Origin of the sequence: Paraburkholderia sp. EG286B (assembly GCF_040965655.1) — a bacterium.
GTDB lineage: Bacteria > Pseudomonadota > Gammaproteobacteria > Burkholderiales > Burkholderiaceae > Paraburkholderia.
Map to the genome: position 1 here is coordinate 12,899 of NZ_JBFRCF010000028.1, position 23,446 is coordinate 36,344.

Annotated in this window: 20 protein-coding genes and 2 pseudogenes; 14 read left to right on the forward strand and 8 right to left on the reverse strand. The window is 60.7% G+C overall.

Going from position 1 to position 23,446, the window contains the following annotated elements:
- Window positions 1-2 precede the first annotated feature (2 nt).
- Together AB4Y42_RS37110 and AB4Y42_RS37115 are read right to left on the reverse strand one after the other, a co-directional pair.
- On the reverse strand, window positions 3-1,109 hold the full coding sequence (locus tag AB4Y42_RS37110) for a sigma-54 interaction domain-containing protein (RefSeq protein ID WP_368696964.1): 1,107 nt from the start codon (window positions 1,107-1,109) through the stop codon (window positions 3-5).
- Window positions 1,106-2,332 carry an acyl-CoA dehydrogenase family protein gene (locus AB4Y42_RS37115; RefSeq protein ID WP_368696965.1) on the reverse strand — a complete coding sequence of 409 codons (1,227 nt, stop codon included), beginning with the start codon at window positions 2,330-2,332 and terminating at the stop codon, window positions 1,106-1,108. Before AB4Y42_RS37115 ends, AB4Y42_RS37110 begins: the two co-directional genes overlap by 4 nt.
- A 436-nt stretch (window positions 2,333-2,768) precedes the next feature.
- On the opposite strand from AB4Y42_RS37115, the gene msuE reads away from it, so the two are divergent.
- The 8 genes and pseudogenes from msuE to AB4Y42_RS37155 all read left to right on the forward strand — a co-directional run.
- Entirely contained in the window at window positions 2,769-3,338 is a 570-nt protein-coding gene (gene msuE, locus AB4Y42_RS37120) for an FMN reductase (protein ID WP_368696966.1), read from the forward strand.
- Window positions 3,339-3,364: 26 nt separating this feature from the next.
- Window positions 3,365-4,468, forward strand: a complete 1,104-nt coding sequence (sfnG, locus tag AB4Y42_RS37125; protein WP_368696967.1) for a dimethylsulfone monooxygenase SfnG — start codon at window positions 3,365-3,367, stop codon at window positions 4,466-4,468.
- A gap of 99 nt (window positions 4,469-4,567) precedes the next feature.
- Window positions 4,568-5,347: an ABC transporter ATP-binding protein gene (locus AB4Y42_RS37130; RefSeq protein ID WP_368605991.1), complete on the forward strand. Its 780-nt coding sequence runs from the start codon at window positions 4,568-4,570 to the stop codon at window positions 5,345-5,347.
- Window positions 5,348-5,359: 12 nt separating this feature from the next.
- The gene (locus AB4Y42_RS37135) at window positions 5,360-6,241 is read left to right on the forward strand and encodes a branched-chain amino acid ABC transporter permease (protein WP_368696968.1); all 882 of its coding nucleotides are present in this window, start codon (window positions 5,360-5,362) and stop codon (window positions 6,239-6,241) included.
- A gap of 10 nt (window positions 6,242-6,251) precedes the next feature.
- Window positions 6,252-7,286, forward strand: coding sequence for a branched-chain amino acid ABC transporter permease (locus tag AB4Y42_RS37140; protein WP_368696969.1), 1,035 nt, complete (start codon window positions 6,252-6,254; stop codon window positions 7,284-7,286).
- 54 nt (window positions 7,287-7,340) lie between these two features.
- Window positions 7,341-8,705 carry an ABC transporter substrate-binding protein gene (locus tag AB4Y42_RS37145; RefSeq protein WP_368696970.1) on the forward strand — a complete coding sequence of 455 codons (1,365 nt, stop codon included), beginning with the start codon at window positions 7,341-7,343 and terminating at the stop codon, window positions 8,703-8,705.
- A 1-nt stretch (window position 8,706) separates the two neighbouring features.
- The gene (locus AB4Y42_RS37150) at window positions 8,707-9,507 is read left to right on the forward strand and encodes an ABC transporter ATP-binding protein (RefSeq protein WP_368696971.1); all 801 of its coding nucleotides are present in this window, start codon (window positions 8,707-8,709) and stop codon (window positions 9,505-9,507) included.
- Between the two features lie 461 nt (window positions 9,508-9,968).
- Window positions 9,969-10,082: pseudogene (locus AB4Y42_RS37155) on the forward strand (HU family DNA-binding protein); the annotation flags it as partial.
- A gap of 47 nt (window positions 10,083-10,129) precedes the next feature.
- Here AB4Y42_RS37155 and AB4Y42_RS37160 read toward each other — a convergent pair.
- The 4 genes from AB4Y42_RS37160 to AB4Y42_RS37175 form a co-directional block, all read right to left on the reverse strand.
- A complete protein-coding gene (locus AB4Y42_RS37160) occupies window positions 10,130-10,831 on the reverse strand; it encodes a LuxR C-terminal-related transcriptional regulator (RefSeq protein WP_368696972.1) in 702 nt (233 codons plus the stop codon).
- An 80-nt stretch (window positions 10,832-10,911) separates the two neighbouring features.
- Window positions 10,912-11,988 carry a porin gene (locus AB4Y42_RS37165; RefSeq protein WP_368696973.1) on the reverse strand — a complete coding sequence of 359 codons (1,077 nt, stop codon included), beginning with the start codon at window positions 11,986-11,988 and terminating at the stop codon, window positions 10,912-10,914.
- A 74-nt stretch (window positions 11,989-12,062) separates the two neighbouring features.
- On the reverse strand, window positions 12,063-13,313 hold the full coding sequence (locus tag AB4Y42_RS37170) for an MFS transporter (RefSeq protein WP_368696974.1): 1,251 nt from the start codon (window positions 13,311-13,313) through the stop codon (window positions 12,063-12,065).
- Window positions 13,314-13,372: 59 nt separating this feature from the next.
- Window positions 13,373-14,968 carry an amidohydrolase gene (locus tag AB4Y42_RS37175; RefSeq protein ID WP_368696975.1) on the reverse strand — a complete coding sequence of 532 codons (1,596 nt, stop codon included), beginning with the start codon at window positions 14,966-14,968 and terminating at the stop codon, window positions 13,373-13,375.
- Between the two features lie 200 nt (window positions 14,969-15,168).
- Between AB4Y42_RS37175 and AB4Y42_RS37180 the strand changes: the two genes are divergently transcribed.
- The 6 genes and pseudogenes from AB4Y42_RS37180 to AB4Y42_RS37205 all read left to right on the forward strand — a co-directional run bounded on the left by AB4Y42_RS37180 (window position 15,169) and on the right by AB4Y42_RS37205 (window position 21,346).
- Window positions 15,169-15,564, forward strand: coding sequence for a DUF4440 domain-containing protein (locus AB4Y42_RS37180; protein ID WP_368696976.1), 396 nt, complete (start codon window positions 15,169-15,171; stop codon window positions 15,562-15,564).
- A 401-nt stretch (window positions 15,565-15,965) separates the two neighbouring features.
- Complete coding sequence (locus AB4Y42_RS37185) at window positions 15,966-16,535, forward strand: plasmid pRiA4b ORF-3 family protein (protein WP_368696977.1); 570 nt, start codon at window positions 15,966-15,968, stop codon at window positions 16,533-16,535.
- Between the two features lie 37 nt (window positions 16,536-16,572).
- Window positions 16,573-17,976, forward strand: a pseudogene (locus AB4Y42_RS37190) (ISKra4 family transposase).
- Window positions 17,977-18,166: 190 nt separating this feature from the next.
- Window positions 18,167-19,387: a porin gene (locus tag AB4Y42_RS37195; RefSeq protein WP_368696978.1), complete on the forward strand. Its 1,221-nt coding sequence runs from the start codon at window positions 18,167-18,169 to the stop codon at window positions 19,385-19,387.
- Window positions 19,388-19,652: 265 nt separating this feature from the next.
- Window positions 19,653-20,471, forward strand: coding sequence for a molybdenum cofactor biosynthesis F family protein (locus AB4Y42_RS37200; RefSeq protein WP_368692341.1), 819 nt, complete (start codon window positions 19,653-19,655; stop codon window positions 20,469-20,471).
- A 206-nt stretch (window positions 20,472-20,677) separates the two neighbouring features.
- On the forward strand, window positions 20,678-21,346 hold the full coding sequence (locus AB4Y42_RS37205) for a response regulator transcription factor (protein ID WP_368696979.1): 669 nt from the start codon (window positions 20,678-20,680) through the stop codon (window positions 21,344-21,346).
- Here AB4Y42_RS37205 and AB4Y42_RS37210 read toward each other — a convergent pair.
- Window positions 21,324-22,013, reverse strand: coding sequence for a TetR/AcrR family transcriptional regulator (locus tag AB4Y42_RS37210; RefSeq protein ID WP_368696980.1), 690 nt, complete (start codon window positions 22,011-22,013; stop codon window positions 21,324-21,326). The two genes, AB4Y42_RS37205 and AB4Y42_RS37210, sit on opposite strands and share 23 nt — an antisense overlap.
- 98 nt (window positions 22,014-22,111) lie before the next feature.
- Window positions 22,112-23,413, reverse strand: a complete 1,302-nt coding sequence (locus AB4Y42_RS37215; RefSeq protein WP_368696981.1) for an NAD(P)/FAD-dependent oxidoreductase — start codon at window positions 23,411-23,413, stop codon at window positions 22,112-22,114.
- Window positions 23,414-23,446 lie beyond the last annotated feature (33 nt).

A 23,446-nucleotide genomic window follows, 5' to 3' on the forward strand; every position in this document is an offset into this window, starting at 1 on the left:
CGCTATTTGAGGGCCCTGATTTCCTTCGTGCGGATCAGCCGTGCACGCAGCACGTTGCGGCTGATGCCGAGGAGTCTCGCCGCCTGAATCTGGTTGCGGTGGCTGTACTCGAACGCCGTGCGCATCACCATGTCCTCGATCTGTTCGAAGAGATTCTCGTGTTCACCGTTGAACAGTTCGAGCAGCGCCGATTCGAGTGCGTGGTGCGGGCCGCTCGGCGCACTCACGCTCGCACCGGCCGGGGCCGTGATGCCGGAGGAGAACAGGTGCAGGTCGCCATCCTGCAGGGTGTCGTGGCGGCTCACGAGCAGGGCGTGATGAATCACGTTCTCCAGCTCCCGAATGTTGCCCGGCCAGCTGTACGCGAGCAGCTTCTGTTCGGCGCGCGGCGAGATCGTACCTGGCCCGTAACCGAGCCGGCCGCGGTAATCCTCGATGAAGTAGCGGGCGAGCGGAAGGATGTCGCCGGTGCGCTCGCGCAGCGTCGGAATGGCGAGCTGCACGACGTTGAGCCGGTAGAACAGGTCGCTGCGGAAATGCCCGGCCGCCACCGCGTGCTGCAGGTGGACGTTCGTCGCCGCCACCACGCGCACGTCGATCGGAATACCGTGCCGGGAACCAAGCCGCACGACCTCGCGCTCCTGCAGCACGCGCAGCAGCTTGACCTGCATCGACAGCGGCAGGTCGCCGATCTCGTCGAGGAAGAGCGTGCCGCCGTTGGCCGCCTCGAACCAGCCCGGCTTTGCGTTGAACGCGCCGGTGAAGGCGCCTTTCTCGTGCCCGAACAGCTCGCTTTCGACCAGCGTTTCAGAAAACGCGCCGCAGTTGACCGCGACAAACGGCTTGTCGCGCCGCCCGCTCAAGCTGTGGACGTGGCGCGCGATCAGCTCCTTGCCGGTGCCGGTCTCGCCGATGATCAGGATATTCGCGTCGCTGGGCGCGACCAGCTGGATGCGCTCGAGCAGTTCGATCGAGCGGGGATCGACGAAGACCTGCGCGCGTGCGCGGATAGAGGTGGTCAGCGAATGCCTGTGTGGCAACGTCAGGACGGAGACATCGCCGTTGGCTTCGGCATCGTCTGACCATGCATGGGAGAGCGGTTGGTTCATGAGTAGAAGCTCGGCGAAGGATAGGTTCGTTTGAGCGCCCATTCGCCGATCTCACGGATCTTGTAGGCGAGCGGATCGTGCAGCGTATGGGTGCGCAGGTTGCGCCAGTGGCGGTCGAGCCGAAGCTCGCCGTGGGTCGCGCGGGCGCCAGCGACATCGAACATGCGCGTACAGATGTCGAGGCCGGTTTGCGCGGCCGCGACCTTCGCGCTGGCAATCGCCAGCGCTACCTCGCCACGTTCGGCCGCCGTGAGGCGGGTGCCGCGCGACCACGCACGGTCGAGTCCGGCAGCGGCCTTGTCCGCGAGCGCGCGAGCGGCTTCCAGCCCTAGCCAGAACTCGCCGTACTGGCTCAGGATGTACGGGTCCTCGCCGGTGCTCGCGACCTTCGCGGCGGGCCAGGGCCGCGCCTCGTTCAGCGTGTAGTGTCGTGCATCTTCGAACGCGGCCTCGCCGATGCCGAGATAGATGTTCGTCAGGATCAGTTGTGCAATGAGCGGCCTCAGGCACGCGAACGGCGACGAAAGCGGTCCTGGGTCCGAAAGGATCTCGTGATGCTCGACACGGACCCGTTCGAACGTCACCGAACCGCTGTCGGTCTGGCGTTGGCCGAAATTGTTCCAGTCGTCCGCGATCGCAATGCCGCTTCGCTGGGTTGGCACGGCGGCCACGAGAAACGCGCGCGTGTCGGCGTGGCGCGCGGAGACGATCAGCATTTCCGAGTCGAGCGCGCCCGAGCAGAAGCTCTTCTGCCCGCTGAATTCGAGCCACGCTCCGCGCGGATGCGCCAGCGTGCGTTCGTCGAGTGGATTGAGCGCATTGCCCCAGAACCACCGGTGCCGTGAGGTCTGTTCGAACAGCGCCTGCCATTGCTCCCGCGAGCCGAACAGGCGGGCCGTGGCCAGCATCAGGTGATGGAATCCGAACACGTGCGCGAGTGAACTGTCGGCGCACGCGAGCACGCGCACGACGTCGAGAGTCGTGCGCCAGTCCGCACCGAGGCCGCCATGTACCGCAGGGATGCTCAGTGCGAGCAGGCCGCTCGCACGCAGCGCGTCGCGTTCCGCCTTCGGTGTGCCGCCGCGCGCGTCGCGCTCAGCTGCGGTCCGCGCAAAGCGTTCAGCAAGACGCCGGGCGACGCTCAATGGCGATTCGACCTGCGGGATGGGCCGGATGTCCTCCGGCGCGTCGGCCAGCGGCAACGATAGGGAAGTGGATGCCATTGCAGTGTGATCGGGTGAAGCAGCACTGCACGCGCATGCGTGCTGCAGGATCAGCACAGTGTTCAAGGTTTTGGCACTCGAGAGAAGCAAGGATTTCTCATAACCTAATCAGGCTGCTGCGCTGGCAGCATTGAGACGCGAAGCCATGCGTCTTAAGTACTTCCATTCATGTGACGAACCGGCGCTGCTGCGTGGGAAGCAGCGAAGAAGCAGCGTTGTTGCCGGTGCGTCATCACATGCCGGCATATCGATCCGAGTGCCGCCGGGATGTGCTTATCAGGTGCATTTCCCCTTCTGGAGCGCCGCTCGACGACGAAAACTGCTGCTATGTCAGCCGTTCTGCCGTGAGCGGCCAGTTCTCAAGATTTGGCACAGTCCTTGCCTTTAGCTCATGACGGGACCGATCAGGCACGTCCCGATTCACGAAGGAATCCTCATGAGCAACAAACACAAGATCGTGGCGGTGTCGGGCAGCTTGCAGCAGCCGTCGCGCACGCTGGCGCTGGTGCAGTCGCTGCTGTCCGCGCTGGAAGCCGCGCTGCCTGTCGAAATCCGCGTGATCGATCTCGGCGAGATCGCCGGACGACTCTCCGGTGCGCTCACACGTGCGCAGGTGCCCGCGGATATCGAAGAACACATCCGCGCGATCGAGACAGCCGACCTCGTGGTCGCGGCCAGTCCGGTTTATCGCGCCTCCTATACCGGCCTCTTCAAGCATCTGTTCGATCTCGTGCACCACGAGGCGCTGAGCGATGTTCCGGTGCTGCTGGCCGCCACGGGCGGTAGCGAGCGTCATGCGCTCGTCATCGATCACCAGTTGCGTCCGCTCTTCAGCTTCTTCCAGGCGCACACGCTGCCGATCGGCGTCTACGCCTCCGAAAGCGACTTCGATCGCTACGAGATTGCGAGCGAGGCGTTGCGCGCTCGTATCGCACTCGCTGTCGAGCGTGCGGCACCGTACGTCGGTGCGCGTGCGGAAAACGTTACTGCGGCGCTTGCCGTCTGAATCCAAAATCATTCAAGGAACCTTCAATGAGCCAGACTTCCCACACCGCCGCCGCCGTCAAGTTCGCCTACTGGGTGCCCAACGTGAGCGGCGGCCTTGTCGTCAGCACGATCGAGCAGCGCACCGACTGGAGCCTCGACTATAACCAGCGTCTTGCGCAGACCGCCGAGCGTGCGGGCTTCGAATATGCGCTGAGCCAGATCCGCTTTACGGCTGGCTACGGCGCGGAGTATCAGCACGAGTCGGTCTCGTTCAGCCAGGCGCTGCTGCAGTCGACCACGAAGCTCAAGGTGCTCGCGGCGATCCTGCCCGGGCCGTGGCATCCGGCAGTGGTCGCCAAGCAGATCGCCACCATCGACCACATCTCGAACGGCCGCATCGCGATCAACGTCGTAAGCGGCTGGTTCAAGGGCGAGTTCACCGCGATCGGCGAGCCGTGGCTCGAACATGACGAGCGTTACCGCCGCTCGAACGAGTTCATCCGTGCGCTCAAGGGAATCTGGACCGAGGACAACTTCACGTTCAAGGGTGACTTCTATCGGTTCAACAACTACACGTTGAGTCCGAAGCCGGTGCAGAAGCCCCATCCCGAGATTTTCCAGGGCGGCAGCTCGCGCGCGGCGCGCGACAACGCGGCGAGCGTATCGGACTGGTATTTCACGAACGGCAACACGCCCGAGAATCTCAAGGCCCAGATCGACGATATCCGTGCGAAGGCGGCGCAGAACAATCACCAGGTGCGTATCGGCGTCAATGCCTTCGTGATCGCGCGCGATACCGAAGAGGAAGCGAAGGCCGTGCTCGACGACATCATCAGGCATGCGCACGTCGAGGCGGTGCACGCGTTCGGCGAAGCGGTCAAGGAGGCGGGCAAGGCGTCGCCGGAAGGCGAGGGCAACTGGGCCAAGTCGACCTTCGAGGATCTCGTTCAGTACAACGACGGCTTCCGCACGAACCTGATCGGCACGCCGCAGCAGATCGCCGAACGTATCGTCGAACTGAAGTCGATCGGGGTCGACCTGGTGCTGACCGGCTTCCTGCATTTCATCGAGGAAGTCGAGTATTTCGGCCAGAAGGTGCTGCCGCTCGTGCGCGAGCTCGAGGCGCAGCGCGAAAAGCAGGCCGCCTGACGCAAGCGGCGGCGGGGCGGGGCCGGGCGCGCGAGCAGACCCGCCCGCACGAAACAGAAGAACACAACTGGGAAACGGCACCCCAAGGGGTGAATCAGCATGACGCAAGCCTCGACGGCCCTGCTCGCGCTCGACGGCATTTCCGTGTCGTTCGGGGGCGTCAAGGCCATTACCGATATCAGTTTCGAAGTGGCGGCAGGCGAGATCTGTGCGTTGATCGGCCCGAACGGCGCGGGCAAGAGTTCGCTGCTGAACGTGATCAACGGCGTCTATCGTCCGCTGCATGGCACGCTGCGCTTCGACGGCCATGCATACCGGCGCATGGACGCGCACGACGCCGCGCATCGCGGCATCGCACGCACGTTCCAGAACCTCGCGCTGTTCCGGCGCATGAGCGTGTTCGACAACGTGCTGGCCGGGCGCAACCTGCATCGCCGTAGTACATGGCTCGAGCAGACACTGCACGTTGGCCGTGCCGCACGGGATGAAGCCTTGCAGCGCGAGCGCGCTGAGCGCGTGATCGAAGCACTGGATCTGCAGCCGTGGCGCGACAGCGTGGTGGGCACCCTGTCCTACGGGTTACAGAAGCGGGTCGAGCTGGCGCGTGCGCTCGCTGCCGAACCACGCCTGCTGCTGCTCGACGAGCCCATGGCCGGCATGAATACCGAGGAGAAGCACGCGATGGCCGGGTACGTGCTCGATGCCAACGAGCATCTGGGCGTCACGGTCGTGCTGATCGAGCACGACATCGGCGTGGTGATGGGCTTGTCCGATCACGTGGTCGTGCTCGACTACGGAAAAAAGATTGCCGACGGCAGGCCCAACGAAGTCCGCACGAACCCGGACGTGCTGGCGGCCTATCTCGGCACACGTCATTGAGAGGGGCGCGCAATGCAATTCTTTATCGAGGTGCTGGTGGGCGGACTGCTGGCCGGCGTGATGTATTCGCTGGTCGCAATCGGCTTCGTGCTGATCTACAAGGCGTCGGGCATCTTCAACTTCGCGCAGGGCTCGCTCGTGCTGTTCGGTGCGCTGACTTACGTGAGCCTCGTTGAGCGCGGCTGGAACCCGTGGCTGTCGTTCGGGGCGACGCTCGCCGCGCTCGTACTGATCGCGATCGCAACCGGCCGCTTCGTGCTGCGCCCGCTCGTCAACCGCGCGCCGATCGTGCTGTTCATGGCCACCCTCGGTCTGAGCCTGATTCTCGAAGGCGCGGCGCAGCTGTTCTGGGGCGCGCAGGTGCACGGGCTCGATCTCGGCATCGACGACAGGCCGCTGCATCTGGGCGGCGTAATGGTGAGCCGCTTCGACCTGTTCGCGGCCGCCACGGCGGGCGTGCTGGTGCTTGCGCTGTCGCAGCTCGCGAGGCGCTCGCGTTTTGGCCTGTCGCTGCGGGCCGTGGCCGACGATCCGCTCGCCGCCTTCGCGGTCGGCGTGCGGCTGCCGCGCGTCTGGGCCATCGTCTGGGCACTGGCTGGCTTCGTCAGCCTCGTTGCGGGTCTGCTCTGGGGCGCGCGGCTCGGCGTGCAGTTCTCGCTCTCGCTCGTCGTGCTCAAGGCTCTGCCGGTGCTGATCATCGGCGGCTTCTCGTCGATCGGCGGCGCAATCGTCGGCGGGCTGCTGGTCGGCGCAACGGAGAAGCTGGCCGAGGTTTATGTCGGGAGCGTGATCGGCGACGGCATCGAGAACTGGTTCCCCTATCTGCTTGCAATGCTGTTCCTGCTCGCGCGCCCGTCCGGCCTGTTCGGCGAGGCGGCCGTCGAGCGCATTTGAGGAAACCTTGATGGAATTGACCCGTCCCCTCGCCGAACCGCGCCGGCTGAACCTGCGCCGGCTGGCGGTGCCGCTTGCGGGCGCGCTCGTCGCGTTTGCCGGCGTGCCGCTCGCGGCGAACGACTACTGGCTGAACGCGATCCTCGTGCCGTTTCTGATCCTGTCCGTGGCCGGACTCGGACTGAACTTCCTGACCGGCTATGCGGGGCAGTTGTCGCTCGGTTCGGCCGCGTTCATGTCGATCGGCGCCTATGCGACCTACAACCTGCTCGTACGTGTGCCTGCGATGCCGCTGCCGGTCGCCCTGCTGCTCGGCGGCCTGGTCAGCGCCGCTGCCGGCGTGCTGTTCGGACTGCCGAGCCTGCGTATCAAGGGCTTCTACCTGATCGTCTCGACGCTGGCCGCCCAGTTCTTCGTGGTCTGGCTGTTCACACGCGTGGGGTGGTTCTCGAACTACGACACGTCCGGCGTGTTGAGCGCGCCGCAGCTCGCGATCGGTCGCTGGCGCATCGACACGCCGGTATCGCGCTACCTGTTCGTGCTCGGCGTCGCGACCTTGCTGTTCGCATTCGGCGCGAGCCTCGTGCGCAGCGAACTTGGCCGGCGCTGGATGGCTGTACGCGACATGGAAGCCGCCGCGCGTGTGATCGGCATCCCGGTGGGGCGCAGCAAGCTGCTGGCCTTCGCGCTGAGTTCCTTCGTGCTCGGCATCGCCGGCGCGCTGTGGGCCTTCGCGTATCTCGGCACGATCGAGCCGGACGGCTTCAACCTGAATCTTTCGTTCCAGGTGCTGTTCATCATCATCATCGGCGGCATGGGCAGCATCTCGGGCAACTTCCTGGGCGCCGCTTTCATCGTGTTGCTGCCGATTCTGCTTTCCAACGCGGCTGGCGCGCTGGCCTATGCAGGCATTGGCGCAGACCAGGTGCAGAACCTGCAGAAGATCGTCTTCGGCACGCTGATCATCGTCTTCCTGATCAAGGAACCGGACGGCCTTGCGAGACTCGTGCAGATCGTTCGTCAACGCCGGCCGAAGGCATTCTGAGCCGTCAATTTTTCTGCTTCATCGTTGCTCTTATCGTTCAAGGAATATTTTGTTATGCGAATTAATGAGGTTCGTCCCGTTCGCCCGAAATGGGGAAAGTGGTCCTCGGCTTTCGTGGCCGCGCTTGCGCTCACCATTGGCGCGTTGCCTCAGGTGCATGCTGCGGGAGAGGAATATTTCCCGCTGCAAAGCTACCGGGTCGGCCCGTACGCGGCTGGCGGCAGCGGCTTCTTCGGCGGCTTTATCGACTATCTCCAGCTGATCAACGCGCGCGACGGCGGCGTGAACGGCGTCAAGCTCGTGTGGAAGGAGTGCGAGACCGAGTACGTGGTGGAGAAGGGCGTCGAATGCTATGAGCGCCTGAAGAGCGGCGGCCCCGACGGCGCGCCGACTGCGGCTACGAACCCGTTGTCGGTCGGTATCGCTTACGCGACACTCGACCGTTCGACGGCCGACAAGATCCCGCTCATCACGATCAACCACGGCCGCACCGATTCGACTGACGGCGCAGTGTTTCCCTATGTGTTCCCGCTGCAGCTGAATCCGTACAGCGAGGTCTCCGCGATCGTCAACTACATCGGGCAGCGCTCGGGCGGTCTCGCCGCGCTCAAGGGCAAGAAGATTGTCGTGCTATATCACGGTTCGCCGTACGGCCGCGAAACGATTCCTGTGGTCGATCTGCTCGCGAAGAAATATGGCTTCGACGTGACCCAGATCGAAGTGCCGCATCCTGGCAACGAACAGGGTTCGCAGTGGCTGAAGATTCACCAGATCAATCCCGACTGGGTGATCCTGCGCGGCTGGGGTGTGATGAATCCAGTAGCGATCAAGACCGCGCAGAAGGTCGGCTATCCGGTCGATCACATCATCGGCAACATCTGGAGCAACTCCGAGGAAGACGTGCGTCCCGCAGGTGATGCGGCCAAGGGCTTCATCTCGATCACGACGCACCCTTCGGGCACGGACTACCCGGTGCTGCAGGCGATCAACCAGTACGTGGTGAAGCCCGGCAACGGCAACCTCAAGGACCCGGCGCGCTTTGGCACCGTCTACTACAACCTGGGCGTGGTGAACGGTATTCTCAACGTCGAGGCGGTGCGCGTTGCGCAGCGCAAGTTCGGCAACAAGCCGCTCACGGGCGAGCAGGTGCGCTGGGGCTTCGAGCATCTGGATCTGGACGATGCGCGCCTCAAGCAACTCGGCGCACTCGGCCTCGTGCAGCCGCTCAAATTGACCTGCGCGGACCACGAAGGCGGCGGCGCCGTGCGCTTCCAGCAATGGGACGGCCAGAAGTGGAACGTGATCAGCAACTGGGTGCAGGCCGACCGCGCGCTGCTGCGTCCGATCATCGAGAAGTCGGCGCTGTCGTACGCGAAGGAAAAGGGCATTACGCCGCGCGATTGCAGCAAGGACCTCTGACATGGCGAGCACCCCGATCCTGCAGGTCGACGAGATCGCCGTGACCTATAGCCAGATCATCCCCGCGCTGCGCGGAGTGTCGCTGGCGGTGCCCGAGGGCGCGATCGTCGCGCTGCTCGGCGGCAACGGCGCGGGCAAGACGACCACGCTCAAGGCAATTTCGAACCTCGTACGCGCGGAGCGCGGCGAGCTGACGGGTGGACGCGTCGTCTATCGCGGCGAAGATGTCGCGCGCGTCGAGCCGTGGACGCTGGTCGAGCGCGGGCTTGTCCAGGTCCTCGAAGGACGGCGCTGCTTTGCGCGTCTGTCGGTCGAGGAGAATCTGCGGATCGGGTCGTTCGCCCGGCGGCCCCGGCGGGCCGAGATCGAAGCGGATCTAGAACGGATCTACGCGATCTTTCCGCGTCTGAAGATCAAGCGCCAGTCGCTGGCGGGATTGACGTCGGGTGGCGAACAGCAGATGGTGGCGATCGGCCGTGCGCTGATGGCGCGCCCCTCACTGGTGCTGCTCGACGAGCCGTCAATGGGGCTCGCGCCGATGGTCGTTGAGGAAATTTTCGAGATCGTTGCGGCGCTCAACCGCGACGAGGGTGTGAGCTTCCTGCTTGCCGAGCAGAACGCGACCATGGCGCTGCGTTATGCGCAACATGGCTATGTACTCGAAGGCGGTCGCGTGGTTGCCCAGGGCGCGCCGGGCGAACTCGCCCAGCTTGATGTGCTGCACGACGCGTACCTTGGAGGCGCAGCCGTCGATTACACGGCGCGTCGCTCCCGGCGTGCGAGACAGGCTTTGACTGGCTGATATGTGACACGTCACCGAACGGACAGCGCGCTACGAGCAACACTGTGGCTTATGTCGTGAGCTGGTTCCAGTGTCGACAAACCATCACAAGTGAGCTAACCAGAGTAACGTCAGTCGCTCCCGGCTAGCGGGGGAGAATTACAAATTCGTCATAAATATATGTTGGAGTGCAGATTAACTGCGATGTGGGACCGAGCGAGTCTTTTTAACTTACGCCCCTTCTGTGATTCAGATAAGAAGACTTATCTCAACGGCAGTTCGGATGTCGCGTTGCACGCTCAAGCGATGAGTTCGGCCCCGCCTTTTGCGCGACCAGCGCCAACGAGCGCTGTGGCGAGAGGGCAAGGCGGCTCTCCTGAGCGCAGGGCACGTTGACGGGTCGATTGACCCTGGCGCCGCAGCTTCGATCGAGTCCGGGGTGTAGAACCCCGGACGCTTTCCTCCGCGTCCGGAAGTGGCCCAGGTCCGGGCGGAAGGAAAACATCGGGACCGGCGCGGAGATCCAGATCGCGGCGGCGAAGACGGTCAAGTTCACGGCGGGCAAGGCGTTCAAGGACGCATTGAACGGTGCCTGACAGCGGGTCGTGATGTCGACCCTGACCACAGGCCCGATATCTCCAGTTCATACGTGCAACTGCGGCACCCTAGCATTGACAAGTCCAATCAGTTCGACCCGGTTGGTGAGCCCGGTGCGAGCAAGAATTTGCGTCACATGGCATTTGATCGTGGGTACAGCCAGATCAAGCCGTATTGCGATCTCCTTGTTCGATAAGCCCAGCCCGATCAGACGCGCAATGTCCATCTTCCGTGTCGACAGATTCACCGTTGCCAGATTCCTCGATACGCGCCGCGCCGCGCCGCCGGCGAGCTGCTGCCGGAGATTGAACTCGACGTACGGAAAGAGGGCGCGTGCAGCCGCCAGAACTCTTGCGGTTGCGTCGCGCTCAGAGTGTTTCGGAATCAGATATGCCAGCCAGCCAAGCGTATCTGCGCTCTGGCCGTCCCCTCGAAAGCTCATCACCACCATGTCGGCGATGCCGTGACCAGACACGAAATGGCGATACCGGCCGCTGTCGGGCGACGCATCCAGCCGCTCCGACAGCGTCTCGACATCGTGGCAATCGTGGGCGCGATCGCCGCACAGGAACGGATTGAAACGGCACATCCCGCCAACGTAAGCGCGATGAAAGTCGTCCGGCGATTTATAACGCTCGAATATGCTTTCGCCAAATCGATCGCCAAATATCTGCATCCCCGCGGGGTACTGCGGAAATAGCCGGACGGCAAGAGCAAGGCTTTCTTTGGTGAACTCGGCGACGGACATTTGTGCTCGTTCCTCGATGGGCGGCGGGCTGTTGGGCAGACGCCATGCGTTGGCGCCCGCTCCCTCGAGCCGAATTGGCGTCAGAATTGCTGTCTGAGACCGACTACTATACCGACCGTATTGCCGTCGTCCAAGCCCTGCAATGAGGTGCTGGTATTGGTCGCGAGGCCGGTGCCGAGGCCACCCGAGTTTCTGGTAAACCCGACTTGCGTATAAATGGTCGAACGTTTCGATAGAGAGTACATAAGACCCGTGCCCGCCATTGTGGAGTGGCCCCCGCTGTCGCTCTCGTTACGTGATACATAGACGCCCGCGTCCCACGTGAGGGCAGGTTGTATCGTCCAATTGAAGCCGAGACCGTACACGTAGACATTCGAATACGTCGTCTGTGGACGACGATAATTCGTGACTGCGGCTTTGACCGTAATGCTTTGATAGGTATAGCCGATGCCCGCAGTGCGCCCCTCGGCCTCGAGCGTCCCTGTTGTATCGCTGCGACTCGCATAGTATGCGGCGTTGGCGTACAGGCCCGAGTTCGAATAGGTGACGGAAGCAGAGGTGCGCTTGCCCGCGTTGAAATTGCCGGGCTGATTACCCAGCGCCAGTTCGACGGACGCAGCAAGGCCGTGAAAGTTGGGCGACGTGTACACGAGCGAATTTTCGTCGAACATCCCGGTGATCAGGAAGTTGTTCAGATAGGGCACGAGGCTACTGGCGAAATCCGCACCCAGCCGCGCGTCGCTGCCCATGACGGCCAGAAAGAACGGCGAATACTGCAGACCCGCCGTCAGTGACCCGAAATCCGGATTAGTGAGTCCTACATATGCCTTGCGACCAAAAATTCCGCCGTTCGAACTCGCGAGGCTTCCGTTGATCGAGCTGAAGCCTCCTTCGAGAACGAAGGTGGCGGCCGTCCGGCCTCCCAGGTCCTCTTTTCCCATGAATCCGTAGATCGAGGGATTCAGGCCGCCGTCCAGAGTTTCCAGACTGCTCTGGCCGCCCGCCGTCGTGCGGTTTTGCCAAAGAATCCCCGAGTCGACCACCCCATACAGCACGACCGAGTTTTGAGCCGAGGATTCTCGAGGAAATACGCAAACTGAGATGGCAATGAATGTGATTGACAATAGAGATTGACGAATTAAATGACGTGGTCTCATGGCAGGCATGTTATGGATGTGCGGATTCGGGAAAGTAGGTGGGCGGCCTGACGGCACCCACGAGAAGCACAGCGTTAGTCCGCGAACGTCGACAACCGTGTGGACACCGCCGCTTGGCGAGCTGCTTTCGTTTCCTTGAAAAAGAGCGAGAGCAGTGCCCCAGCGGCAAGACAGATACCGCCGATCAGCAGGACGACCGGTAACCCAAGGGCGTCGGCATACGAGCCTGCAATCATCGGTGCGGCGGCTCCGCCGACTATCTCGGCCGTCCCCATGATCAGCGAGCTTGAAGTCGCTGCCAGCCTTTTCGGGACGCTTTCCACTCCCAGAAGTGACATGTAGAGCGAGGTCGCACTGCCGGCAATGCCACCTGCAACCACGTAAAACGACACGGTCCAGAACGACGGTCCGACGAAGTACAGCGACAACATCTGTGCGGATGCGATTGCCAGGAATACAGTCGATGCATTGCGCCGCCCGACGTAATTGGAGATGGCGGGAATGCCAATCACCCAAAAGATCTGGAGCAGGCCCATGATGGAGGCGAGATTACCCATCTGGGCGGCTGTGAGCCTCGCGGACTTTACCCAGTAGAGCGGGCCGAAAGTGTAGGATAGCCACATCCCGGACAATGTCAGGGTGCAGACCACGACCGAAAGCCACACATTGCGCACGCGCAGAACAGACCCGACCAGACCTAGACGGTTACTTGCCGAGCTCTTCGGGTCATCGTGCTCTCCGACTCGAGCACTGCGGGAATCTTCGGGCAGGAAGCGAAATGCGATGATGCCCAGCAACAGCGAAGGGAGCGCGCTAATGGCGAATGCTACTTTCCAAGTGAACAGCGCTTCGAGATGGGTGACGGCCGTGGGACCAAGCGTGAGGCAGATTACTGTCACCCCAGCCTGCACGAGGCCCACGTTCAGCGCGTAGCGACCTTCACTGCTATGGCGGGACAGGATCGCCATCGTCAGAGGGAAGATTGGGCCTTCGCAGGCGCCTGTGAGAATGCGAAACACGAGCAGGTCGTGATAGTCGCGTGAAATCGCGGAGGCCGCGGCGAAAACCGAGGTCAATAGCACGGTCGTGGCCAGGCCGCGTCGGGAACCCAGTGTTCGATCGATGAAGGAGCTAAAAAGAAGCGCCGATAAAGCATAGGCGAGTGTCGTCGCCAGCATGATCTGGCCGATCTGTGTGTTGCTCATGTGGAACACGTTGGCGAGCTCGGGCGTGAGGAACGCTATTGCCATTCTGTCGAGGAATATGAAGCCCCAGATAAGGGAAAGCAGAAGCACCAACAGATTTTCTCTACCTTTGTTTTGCATGGTAGTCCTTAGTAATGTGATGACTGCCGCAGCAGCGGCAGAAAGGGAATGGTGGTTGCTTATCCGCTTATCCGGTCGAAGACGATCCGACCTTCGAAGATCGTCTTCAGAACTTGCGTTTCGCCGATGCTGGAGACGGGAACGGTGAAGAGGTTGCGGTCCAGCGCGATGAAATCCGCGGACTTGCCTGCCTCGATCGTTCCGATCAGATGCGACAGGCCCACGGAGCGGCTACCCGCGAGCGTCATGCAGGAGAGTGCATATTCGAGGTCGACCGATTCCTTGCCGCGTTCCAGCATGCCCTGGAGCGCGGGGAACAGGTTCGGGTCAGGTGGCAGGACCCAGTCGGAGCCGACGCTGATCGTCGTTCCACAGTCGCGAAGCGTGGCAAATTTGAAGCCAGCGTCGAGTGGAGCAAACTCCGGCTCCTTCCGGTGCCAGATTGCCGGCGACATTTCGGCGGTGACGCCCAACCCGGGAAGACGCTTGACGTCATCAGGGTGTACGAAGCCTGCGTGGGCGATCTCGTGGAAACGGCCCGGGCCGTTGCTGGCACGCACCCGCTCGATCGCATTCAGAGTCACCCGCGCGGCTCCCTCGGCCGCGCAGTGGATCTTGACAGTCATCCCTTGGGCATCGAATTCGCGCAGCGCGTCGAACAGTTCATCCTCGGAGAAGATCAGATTGTCCGTATCGACGCGGCCGTCCTCGCCAAGACCTGAGTGAGTCATATATGGCGGAAGCGGTACGCCGTCGAGCCAGATTTTGATGAAGTCCGGACGAACGTGGGGCGTTGCATATTGCCGGCGGTTGCGGATCAACTCGTCCAGATCAGCTGCGCTTGCCTCGCCGAACCGTTCGTCTCGCCAAACGAGATGCGCGGCGACGTGAAGCGAGAGCTCGCCATCGAGGTCCAGTTCTCGGGCAGCCTCCAGAAAGTGGCGAGACGCAGAGGCTTCCTGGATGGAGGTGATGCCGAACTGGTTGGCAACTTCGGTGGACCATCGAAGCGCCTTTTTGTACATTTGTCGGGAGCGCGCGGGCATCGCTCGCAGAACCCGGGTATTCGCCATTTCGACGAGTACCCCATTGGGTTCCGATGAGCCGTGCCGGCGAATATATTTGCCATTTGGCGGGTCGATCGTGTCCGACGTTACGCCCGCGAGCTCGAGCGCCTTTGAGTTCGCGACACCATGATGAATGGTGTAGTCATAGAGATAAACCGGAGTGTCGGGAAACGCGGCATCCAGCGCCGACTTGTCAAAGCCGGTCGCAACGAGACTGTTGAGGTTGACTTCCCCGCCAACGAGCCAGCCATTTTCTGTCTGGCAACATCCGCACGCGAGCAATGCCTGCGTTAGCGCCGCGGTGTCCGCGCCCTCGGGCAGTCGTGGGTCGAATTTGTGCTTCAGCCCGCTTAGCAGCAGATGGGTGTGAGCATCGTGAATCCCGGGCATCACCATGTGCCCGCCAAGGTGTTCGAACCGGCAATGCGGGGCCGCCTGTGCCCTGATCTGTGGATCGGTCCCGACGGCCGCGATCTTGCCGTCCCGAACCAGAACCGCCTCTGCCCAGGCGCCGTTGCGTCCTGTATAGATGCTGGCGCCGACGAAGGCGATTTCGTTTGCGTCGTGAATGTAGGTTTGCGTCTCCACCACCTGTCTCCTGAGATACTGCAGTTGGTCATGCTGTTCGTTCCAGCCTCTGCAAAAATGCTCGCTGGATAGGTCGAAATTTAAGGAGCTTAGGCAACCCGCACCATCAGCCGAAGGTATGTCGAGCATACCTTCGGCTGATGGTGTTTTCTCGGACGAGGACGGAAAGTATCGGAAACCACAACTTTGGAGACGATACGATGAATCGCACTGATTCACGCGCTGAACTGGTTGAGTTCCAGGCGGCAATACGGGAACGCTACGATTTCCACATCGACGCGTTCCGCAGAGGGGATGCGCACGGTCTGGTCAAGGGATTTTTTACCGAGGACGCGGTCTGGACAGGTCCGGGGTTTCCGGACGCTGTTGGACATCAGCAGATTATGGCGATGTTTTCCGCCGTAGTTGGCACGCAGACGGTTTCCGTGACGTCCGAGCACACGGCTGTGCGCGGGAGCGTGGGCTGGGACATCGCCGCCTACCCGGTGGTGCCGAACAATCCGGATCTCCCGCCTTTCACCTTCCGGCCGCTTTTTGTCTGGGAAACGCAGGCAGAGGGTTGGCGATGCAAGGCGGTTTGTTCGTTTTTACGATAGGCAACGGTCGACAGAGGCGGGGGATCGCCCGGTTGCGCAGCCTGGTGTGAGCCACCTCGCTCCAGCCTGATCATCGATGGTTCATGCTTCGCCGCTTCTGCGCCGGCCGTCACCTTCGGAACGCCGGACGCAAAAGAAGCGCGTGGTTCGGGTGCCGTTTCCCGGCGAGTCAACAACGGCGAAATAGTGCTTGGCGAAGCGGTCGGAATGCACTTCCCACGAGATCGGCGTGCCTTATTCAATGAACCAGCTGTCGCCTGCCTTGTACCGGACGGTTTGACCCGTGTGTTGGAGACCGCGCAAAAGCGGGGGCTGAAGCCGGGCCCCGGCGAATTTGGACGAAGGAAGGTTTATAGTGGGTCAATGGACTCCGCCCTTCCGATCCGCCTTCCGTCCTCCAGTTGCGAATCAGTCTGCGCGGCGTCAGCCCGCCGGTCTGGCGGCGAGTGTTGATTCCCGAGCAGATCACGATTGCGCAACTGCATCAGGTGATGCAGCTCGCCATGGGCTGGAACGACGAACACCTGCACCGGTTCATCATCCGCGGATGGCGTTACGGTGGACATCGCGACGGCGCGTTCCAATTCTTTGACGGCCCAGACACCCTGTCGCTGTCGGTGTTTGACCTGCACGACCATGAGCGTTTTGCCTACCTGTACGACTTCACCTCGTGGTGGTTACATGACGCGCGCGTCGAGCGGCGCACGTGCAACCAGCGGTCAGGGCCGCTACCATGCTGCATCGCGGGCTCCGGGCGTTGTCCGCAAGAAGACAGCGGAGGCCCCGAGAGATACATGAACGCTCTGGAAGTTCATGGCGAGCACGAATTTCTCGAGTGGATCGAGACTTTGCGCGAAGGCCAGATTGACGTGAACGATCTGCGCGTTGAGGCCGACGAATGGCTGATGTGGCTGGATCGGGGTTTCGACCGGCGTGCAACGAATGAGCGGCTGCAGATCCTTGCGCGGTAAGCTCATCGTCCGAGCTACGCCGCCGCGGGAGACTGCGATGCAAATCAGCGTGCAGATTGTGGTTCATACCGAAGTCGACGAACAGGCGAACATTATGGAGATAGCCCGATTCGAACGGGACGGATTCGATGCTGGTTCTCTCGGCTTACATCTTGAGGAGGCAAAGGCGCTGCTGGGCCGGCTGCAGCGTTCGATGATCGATGCCCAGGCCGCCGAAGCGATCGCCCGAGTGAGCGTGTGTACGAAATGCGGCTCCCGTCTGACCGTCAAGGGCCACCATCGCCTGGTCTACCGCTCGGTCTTCGGTCGGCTATCGATCGACAGCCCGCGGTTGTACCAATGCAGGTGCTGCGCAAGCGGGCGCCGATCCGTCAGCCCGCTGGCCGGCTGCCTGCGTGAGCGGACCAGTCCCGAACTGCAGTATCTGCAAACCAAATTTGCCGCGTTGATGTCCTACGGGCTCACCGTCCGGGTGCTCGAAGAGGTGTTACCGCTTGAGCATGTGCTCGCCGCTACCACGATCCGCAGACGCGTCGACGCACTGGGCCGTCGCCTTGACAGCTCTATGGCAATGATCGCTGTCGAGCAACGGCGATACGTCGATCTGCCTGCCGGCCGGTGTGCTATTCCACAGCTAAGTTCAGTGCGCGCCGTGGGAATCGACGGCGGGTATATCCGCCTGGCCGGACACAGCAGCCGGCAGGACGGCTGGTTCGAAGTCACCGTCGGAAAATCACTGCGCGACGACGGTCGCGGACACAGCTTCGCTTACGTTCACACACTCGAGCACTAGCCTGCCGATCGAATGCTGGCCTTTCTCGCGCAGGAAGGCGTCAGCGCCGACCAGCCGGTAACTTTCCTGTCCGACGGCGGCGACACCGTGCGGCGCGCCCAGTTGGACTTAGGCGATTGTGGCGAGAGGGTACTCGAATGGTTTCACGTCGCCATGCGTGTGCAGAATCTCGAACAAATGATCAAGGGGTTGCCGGACCGCGACGAACGGCCATCCGTCGACGCGCTGGTCGATGGGCTGCGCAGCGCAAAGTGGCACCTCTGGCACGGTTGCCCTTATCCGGCGCTGCAGCGGCTTGAAAGCCTGGGCTGGGAACTCGCTGCGGATGGCAGTCCCGAGGAGGCCAGGCTGCTGGCCAAACTGGATGAGTTCGTCGGTTACCTCGAGAACAACCAGCGCGTTATAGTGAACTACGGAGACCGCTACCGTCATGGCGAGCCGATCACCTCGAGCTTCGTCGAGTCGGCTGTCAACCAGGTGGTCAGCAAGCGCTTCGTGAAGCGGCAGCAAATGGCGTGGCGACCGGCTCATGCGCAGGGCCTTCTGCAGGCGAGGACAGCAGTTCTGAATGAGCAGTTGCGCTCATGCTTCGAGCGATGGTTTCCGGCGCTCGCTGTCAACGATCATGCTCACGCTATCACGGGATAGAGCCCCCGCTTTGGCGCGGTCTCCGTGTTGGTAGTTTCCCTCAGACCATCATGAAATCAGTCTAACGGTTGATTTCAGCAATAAATCGTCCAATAAGAATATCCGCACTCCCGTCGGTAGTGCCGCGATCTGCGGCACTCCGTGCGAGCGATTTTTTTCTGCAAAAACTGGTTGCGAGGAGTCGGAAGTGATGGATCAGAAGAAGACGAAGAGGGCGGGTTGGCTTCTTGGTGTGATGGCCGCAGCGTGTTCACCGCTAGCTCATGCGCAGGGTAGCGTAACGCTTTACGGAACGATCGACACGGGCCTCACATATGTGAGCAATCAGCAGGTTTCGACGTCGGGCGGCCAGGTGTCTGGAAAAAGTTCAGTGTCGGTGACGACCGGAAACCTGGCGCCTGCGTCTTTCGGCTTTCGCGGTACGGAGGACCTGGGTGGCGGCACCAGTGCGATATTCAATTTGCAGAATTACTATCTATCGAACAACGGTGCAATGTTTCAGGCAAATAACCTGTTTGATGCTACGGCGATGGTTGGACTGAAATCGGACAGATGGGGTCAACTGACGCTCGGGCGCCAGTTCGACTCATACACCAATGCTCTCGCACCGTTTGCAGTCAGCAACAACTGGGCGGGGCCATTCGGTGCGCACTTCGGAGATATCGACAACCTGAACGCTGCTTTCAACCTGAACAACAGCATCCAATATTCGAGCCCGGCTTTTCACGGACTGAGCCTGAGCGGAACCTTCAGCCTGGGGGGCCAACCCGGAGCCTTTGCCACCAACCGCGCATGGGCTATGGGCGCCAGCTATACCGACGGCGCTCTCTCGCTGGGAGCGGGCTATCTGTCATTGCGCAATCCCCTCACAGCTGCGCTGGGTGGCAGTTCGGGGTATATCGGCGAATTGAGCTGCGGGCAGAGTCCTTCCAGCTATTGTGAATTGCATGACGCCGACGAACTGCGGACGTTTGGACTGGGTGGCAATTACACGGTGGGTAATCTGACTATTAGCGGCACGCTGACGCGCGCGATGCTGCTGGGGAGCCGGTATCTGATATCCACGGGCGGGCCCGTCAGCGATTTCCGGTTCGATACTGCGGAACTGGGCGGATTGTATAGCGTCACGCCAGCCCTTCAGGTAGGGCTCGCCTACAGTTACACGCGCGCGAAAATTCAGGTGCTCGACTCGAATACGAACATCAACAAGATTTCGCTTGGCGGTATTTATTCGCTGTCGAAGCGGACCCAACTCTACGCAACGGGCAATTTCGAAAAGATGAGTGGTGCGGGCCTCGGCATTAACCCCGTGACAGGTGCTTTCGAAAACTACGCCCAGCTAGCGTACCTGGGTACCTCGAATTCTTCGTCCCAGCTCGAGATATCAGTGGGGATCAAGCATAATTTCTGACGTCGAAATGTGCCGGAAGGCGCAGATCATGAGGAGAGCGGGTTGCCAACGGAGTTCCTCAGTAACCATCCCGTGGGGAGCGCCAGTCCCCCGGATCCGTTCGGGGTTCCGCCAAAAAATCAGCCATGAGGTTGACGTCGGCAAAGATAATATTCCGCAGAGTCAACCTCTGTATGCCCCACCTGGAATCAGGTGGAGTATTGAACGATCGGCTTGTTTCTGAACAAAGAAACATCGAGACATCTTCAATTGATAGGAGCACATTATGGACTACAGCATCGATCAAACGATTCAGAACCACAAATATGTCCCCGAAAGCGAGTGGGTGACGCTCGAGGAGATGGCGGATGGCTTTTCCGAGCACAAATATCCGAACACGTCGTTGCTCGCGGGGGTTCGGGAAGTTTTTCGTTTCGACAACGGCTGGCTGATCGAGCATCACTTCATCGACGAAAAAACGCTGACCTGGAAGATTATCGAGGGTGACGGCGTTGGAATGACCGGCACGCACACCTATGAAGCCATGGAGCTGCGGCGGGGGATTGTTTTCGTCGAATTTCTCAAGGAAGAATTCGAGGAATCGGTGACGCTGGTCTGGAAGCTGGAAAGCGGCAATATCTTCGTGGCGGCGTCGAGCTTTTACGACCGCGATGGCGAGAAGCGGACCAAGACCGATTTCCTGAACGCTACCGTTCAAGGCAAACCGGGCGATCAGCCCATCAGGCAGTCCTCGTCCCTGGTCGGCAAGCGTGTCCTGTACCGGTATAGCTCCGATGACTGGTACGAGCACGTGTACTTTGGCCGGGAAGTGATGGCCTGGCATTGCGTCAACGGTGCCGAACGAGGTGTGGCCGATGTCGAGAAATGCGCCTATTTCGATGTGGCCCCGGATTTGACGATCCTCTTCTGGAGCGAAACCGTCATGCCGGTGGAATCGATCGTGGTGGTCGATATGCAGCGCATGCGCTCGACGGGCCGCTTTTTCTGCTGGGATCCGAAGCCCAGCAAGCTGGTGCATCTGACGTTCGGTTCGAAAGCGACGCTCCTCAACGAAACGACGTATCCGTCATCGTTCCAGGATTGAGAGGGGACCCACGCGATCCCGGTCACCGATGGGGTTATCTCCGACCCCATCGATTCGTCCCCAAGCAAGCGCTAGATGAGGGTTAGCGCTAATGCAATGTCGAGCGTTCCCGGCTAATAATAGGTCGTATGGCCTAGTTGCGCCGGGTCGATTGCATACGTAATTGGGGGTGGGATGTCATGGAGCAGGGAAAACATCGACCGTCGATGGAGCAGTTCATCGACGAGACGCTGAATTGCTTCACTCGCGTGACTGGCGCGCAAGCGCTGGCGTTTTATACCTGCGGTGGGCATCAGGAGATCCGCTATTTCGAACGAAGGGGATTGCCGGACGCGTTTCATCGCTTGTATGTGGACGAAATGTATCGTCTCGATCCGTTTGACGAGCACATGGTCGATTTCCCGGACGTCGACGTGGCGCTGCTTTCAAATCATCTCGGGATGCACGAATCGCACCGGGAGTACCGGCAATTTCTGTCGATGTTTCGGATCAGCAATATTATCGAACTGGTATTCCGGTCTGAGGGGCATCCGCAGGCAGGCATGAGTGTATGTCTGCCGGAGGCTTGCGACGATCAGGCTGCTGCTTCGATTCTGGCGGCGGCTCGCGCGCTGCACCCGTATATTGGGTTCAACCTCGCCGCATCATCGGCGATCGCAGAGGACGACGCTCGGGCCAATACGGGCGGTCGATATGGTTTGTCGAAGCGCGAGGCACAGGTAGCAGAACTGGTTTGTCGTGGGTTCAGCAACGGCGATGTCGCGTCGTCGCTCCACGTCAGTGTGGCAACCGTCAAAACCCATCTGCTGCATATTTTCGACAAGGCTGGCGTCACGAGCCGCACGGCCCTGGTCAGCCGGTTGTTGGCGAGCTAGTAGGTGCACTGGCAAGTGCCATCATGGCTCGTATCACCTCGGTTTCGAGTCCTTTCAAATCACGCGGAAAGCTCTTGCGTTGAGGAATCAGGATCATCAGCCCCTCCATCTGGCACGAGATCAGTGCCGCCCGAAGTGCGCATTCATGTTCGGTGAGTGCCGGATTAATCTGTGCAATAAAGCGAGCAAGGATAGCTCGCTGCGCTTTATAGATCCGGTCGACAATCTCGCGCGCAAAGTCCTGCGTCTGGGCGAGCGCCCAGATATTGAAGAAAATTGATTGCACGCGCGGCTTTTTGTCTTCAGTCAGCGTGTGTCGCAAGAGCACTTCCAGACGGTCCTCCGGGCTGAGACGGGCATCCTGCGCGAACACTTCATATTGCTCGAGATATCGAGCCGTCAGCTGAATAATGACTTCGCCAAGCAGATCTTCACGCGTTTTGAAATGGAACTGCAGATTGGAGAGACTGATACCCACGCTGTTCGCAACTTTGCGCATGGTGAGTTCGCCGTAGCCTTCCTCGCATAGCATGTCGGTTGCTACGGAGAGAATCCGGGCAATCGCGTCCCGGCCGCGTTGGGTCGGGGCGCGTCGTTGGCTTGCCTCGGTGGTGCCAAGATCGGATACTTCGCTATCCAGTCGGGCGGTAGATGCACTGCGGGGCATGCGCTACTCCATGCGTTGGGAGAAATACACATTCTCTCGCATTTTGCGCTCTCCGGGTCATTCTCAAATATCGAAATCGACCCGGAGCGGCCAATATCTTATCGCCGACCGTTGACGTAGCCGTGCAGCTGATGCGTCACTTTCCCTAGTGTGCAAATGACATTTCGGAAATTTTCCTTGCCAATGACTCTGGCCCGAGGAATCGAACTCATCACGTCCCATTCATAAGATCCCTCCAGTATGCCATCCACCACGACGCGGCTGACGACATGGCTTGGGGTCACGCCGAATCCTGAATAGCCCTGGACGAAAAAAGCATTGGGTTGACCCGGAAGCGTACCAATCTGCGGGAAAAGCGTTGCGGAGCACTCCATCGGACCGCCCCATCCCAGGTCGACCTTCACGTCCTTCAAATACGGGAAGATCCGAAGCATGGCGTTTCGGTTGTATTCCTTGAAGTCCTTCGGGATATATTCCAGAAAATGCGTGACGGTGCCGAAGAGCAGCCGATTCTCATTGGTGACGCGGTAGTAATCGATCGCCGGGCGCACATCCGTGAATGCTCCCCGGATTGGGCTGATTCTCTGAATGAGGTCGTCGGAAAGGGGCTCAGTGACGAGCTGAAACGAATAGGTGCTGATGATTGTCTTATCAAGCTTGGGTTCAAGCCGATTGATGAATGCACCGCATGCGAAGCAGACCTTATCTGCAGTGACTGAACCCCTGGCGGTGCGCACCTTGATCTTCTTGCCATACGTCACTTCCACCACCGGCGTGCTTTCGTAAATTCGCCCGCCGAGCTCGACGACGGCGCGTGCTTCGCCAAGCAGGAGATTGAGCGAATGAATGTGGCCATTGCCCATATGCATCAGCCCAGACCTATAGGCGTCTGAGCCAAGGATGTTTCTCAGCTCAGCCCCTTCCAGGTAAGCAATGTCTTGCCCCGGATTCAACTCCTTGAATTCCCTTTCCCATTGCTGAAGAAGTTTTCCCTGGCGACCATTGAAGGCGAGATACCCGTACCCTCGGCGGAAATCCGCATCAATGCCATAGCGATCAATGCGCCGTTGAATCGTGCTGGCGCCTTGATCGCTTATATTGAAAATGGCCTTGACACCGTCATCGCCGACGTACTTTCGGATCTTCTCCAGATCGTGACCGATGCCGGCCATTACGTGCCCGCCGTTGCGCCCCGAACCACCGAACCCGAGATAGTTAGCCTCGAGCACGACCGTATTGGTGATGCCTCGTTCGGCAAGCTCCAGCGCAATATTCACCCCCGAGAATCCTCCACCGATGACCACGACGTCCGCCTCGATATCTTTTTCGAGCGGCTCGTATCGATCGTGATACTTGCGCGTCATCGTGTAATAGGTGGTGGGGCTTTCGACTGACAACATGTTCGCTCCTGGTCACAAATGCTGGGGATCAGA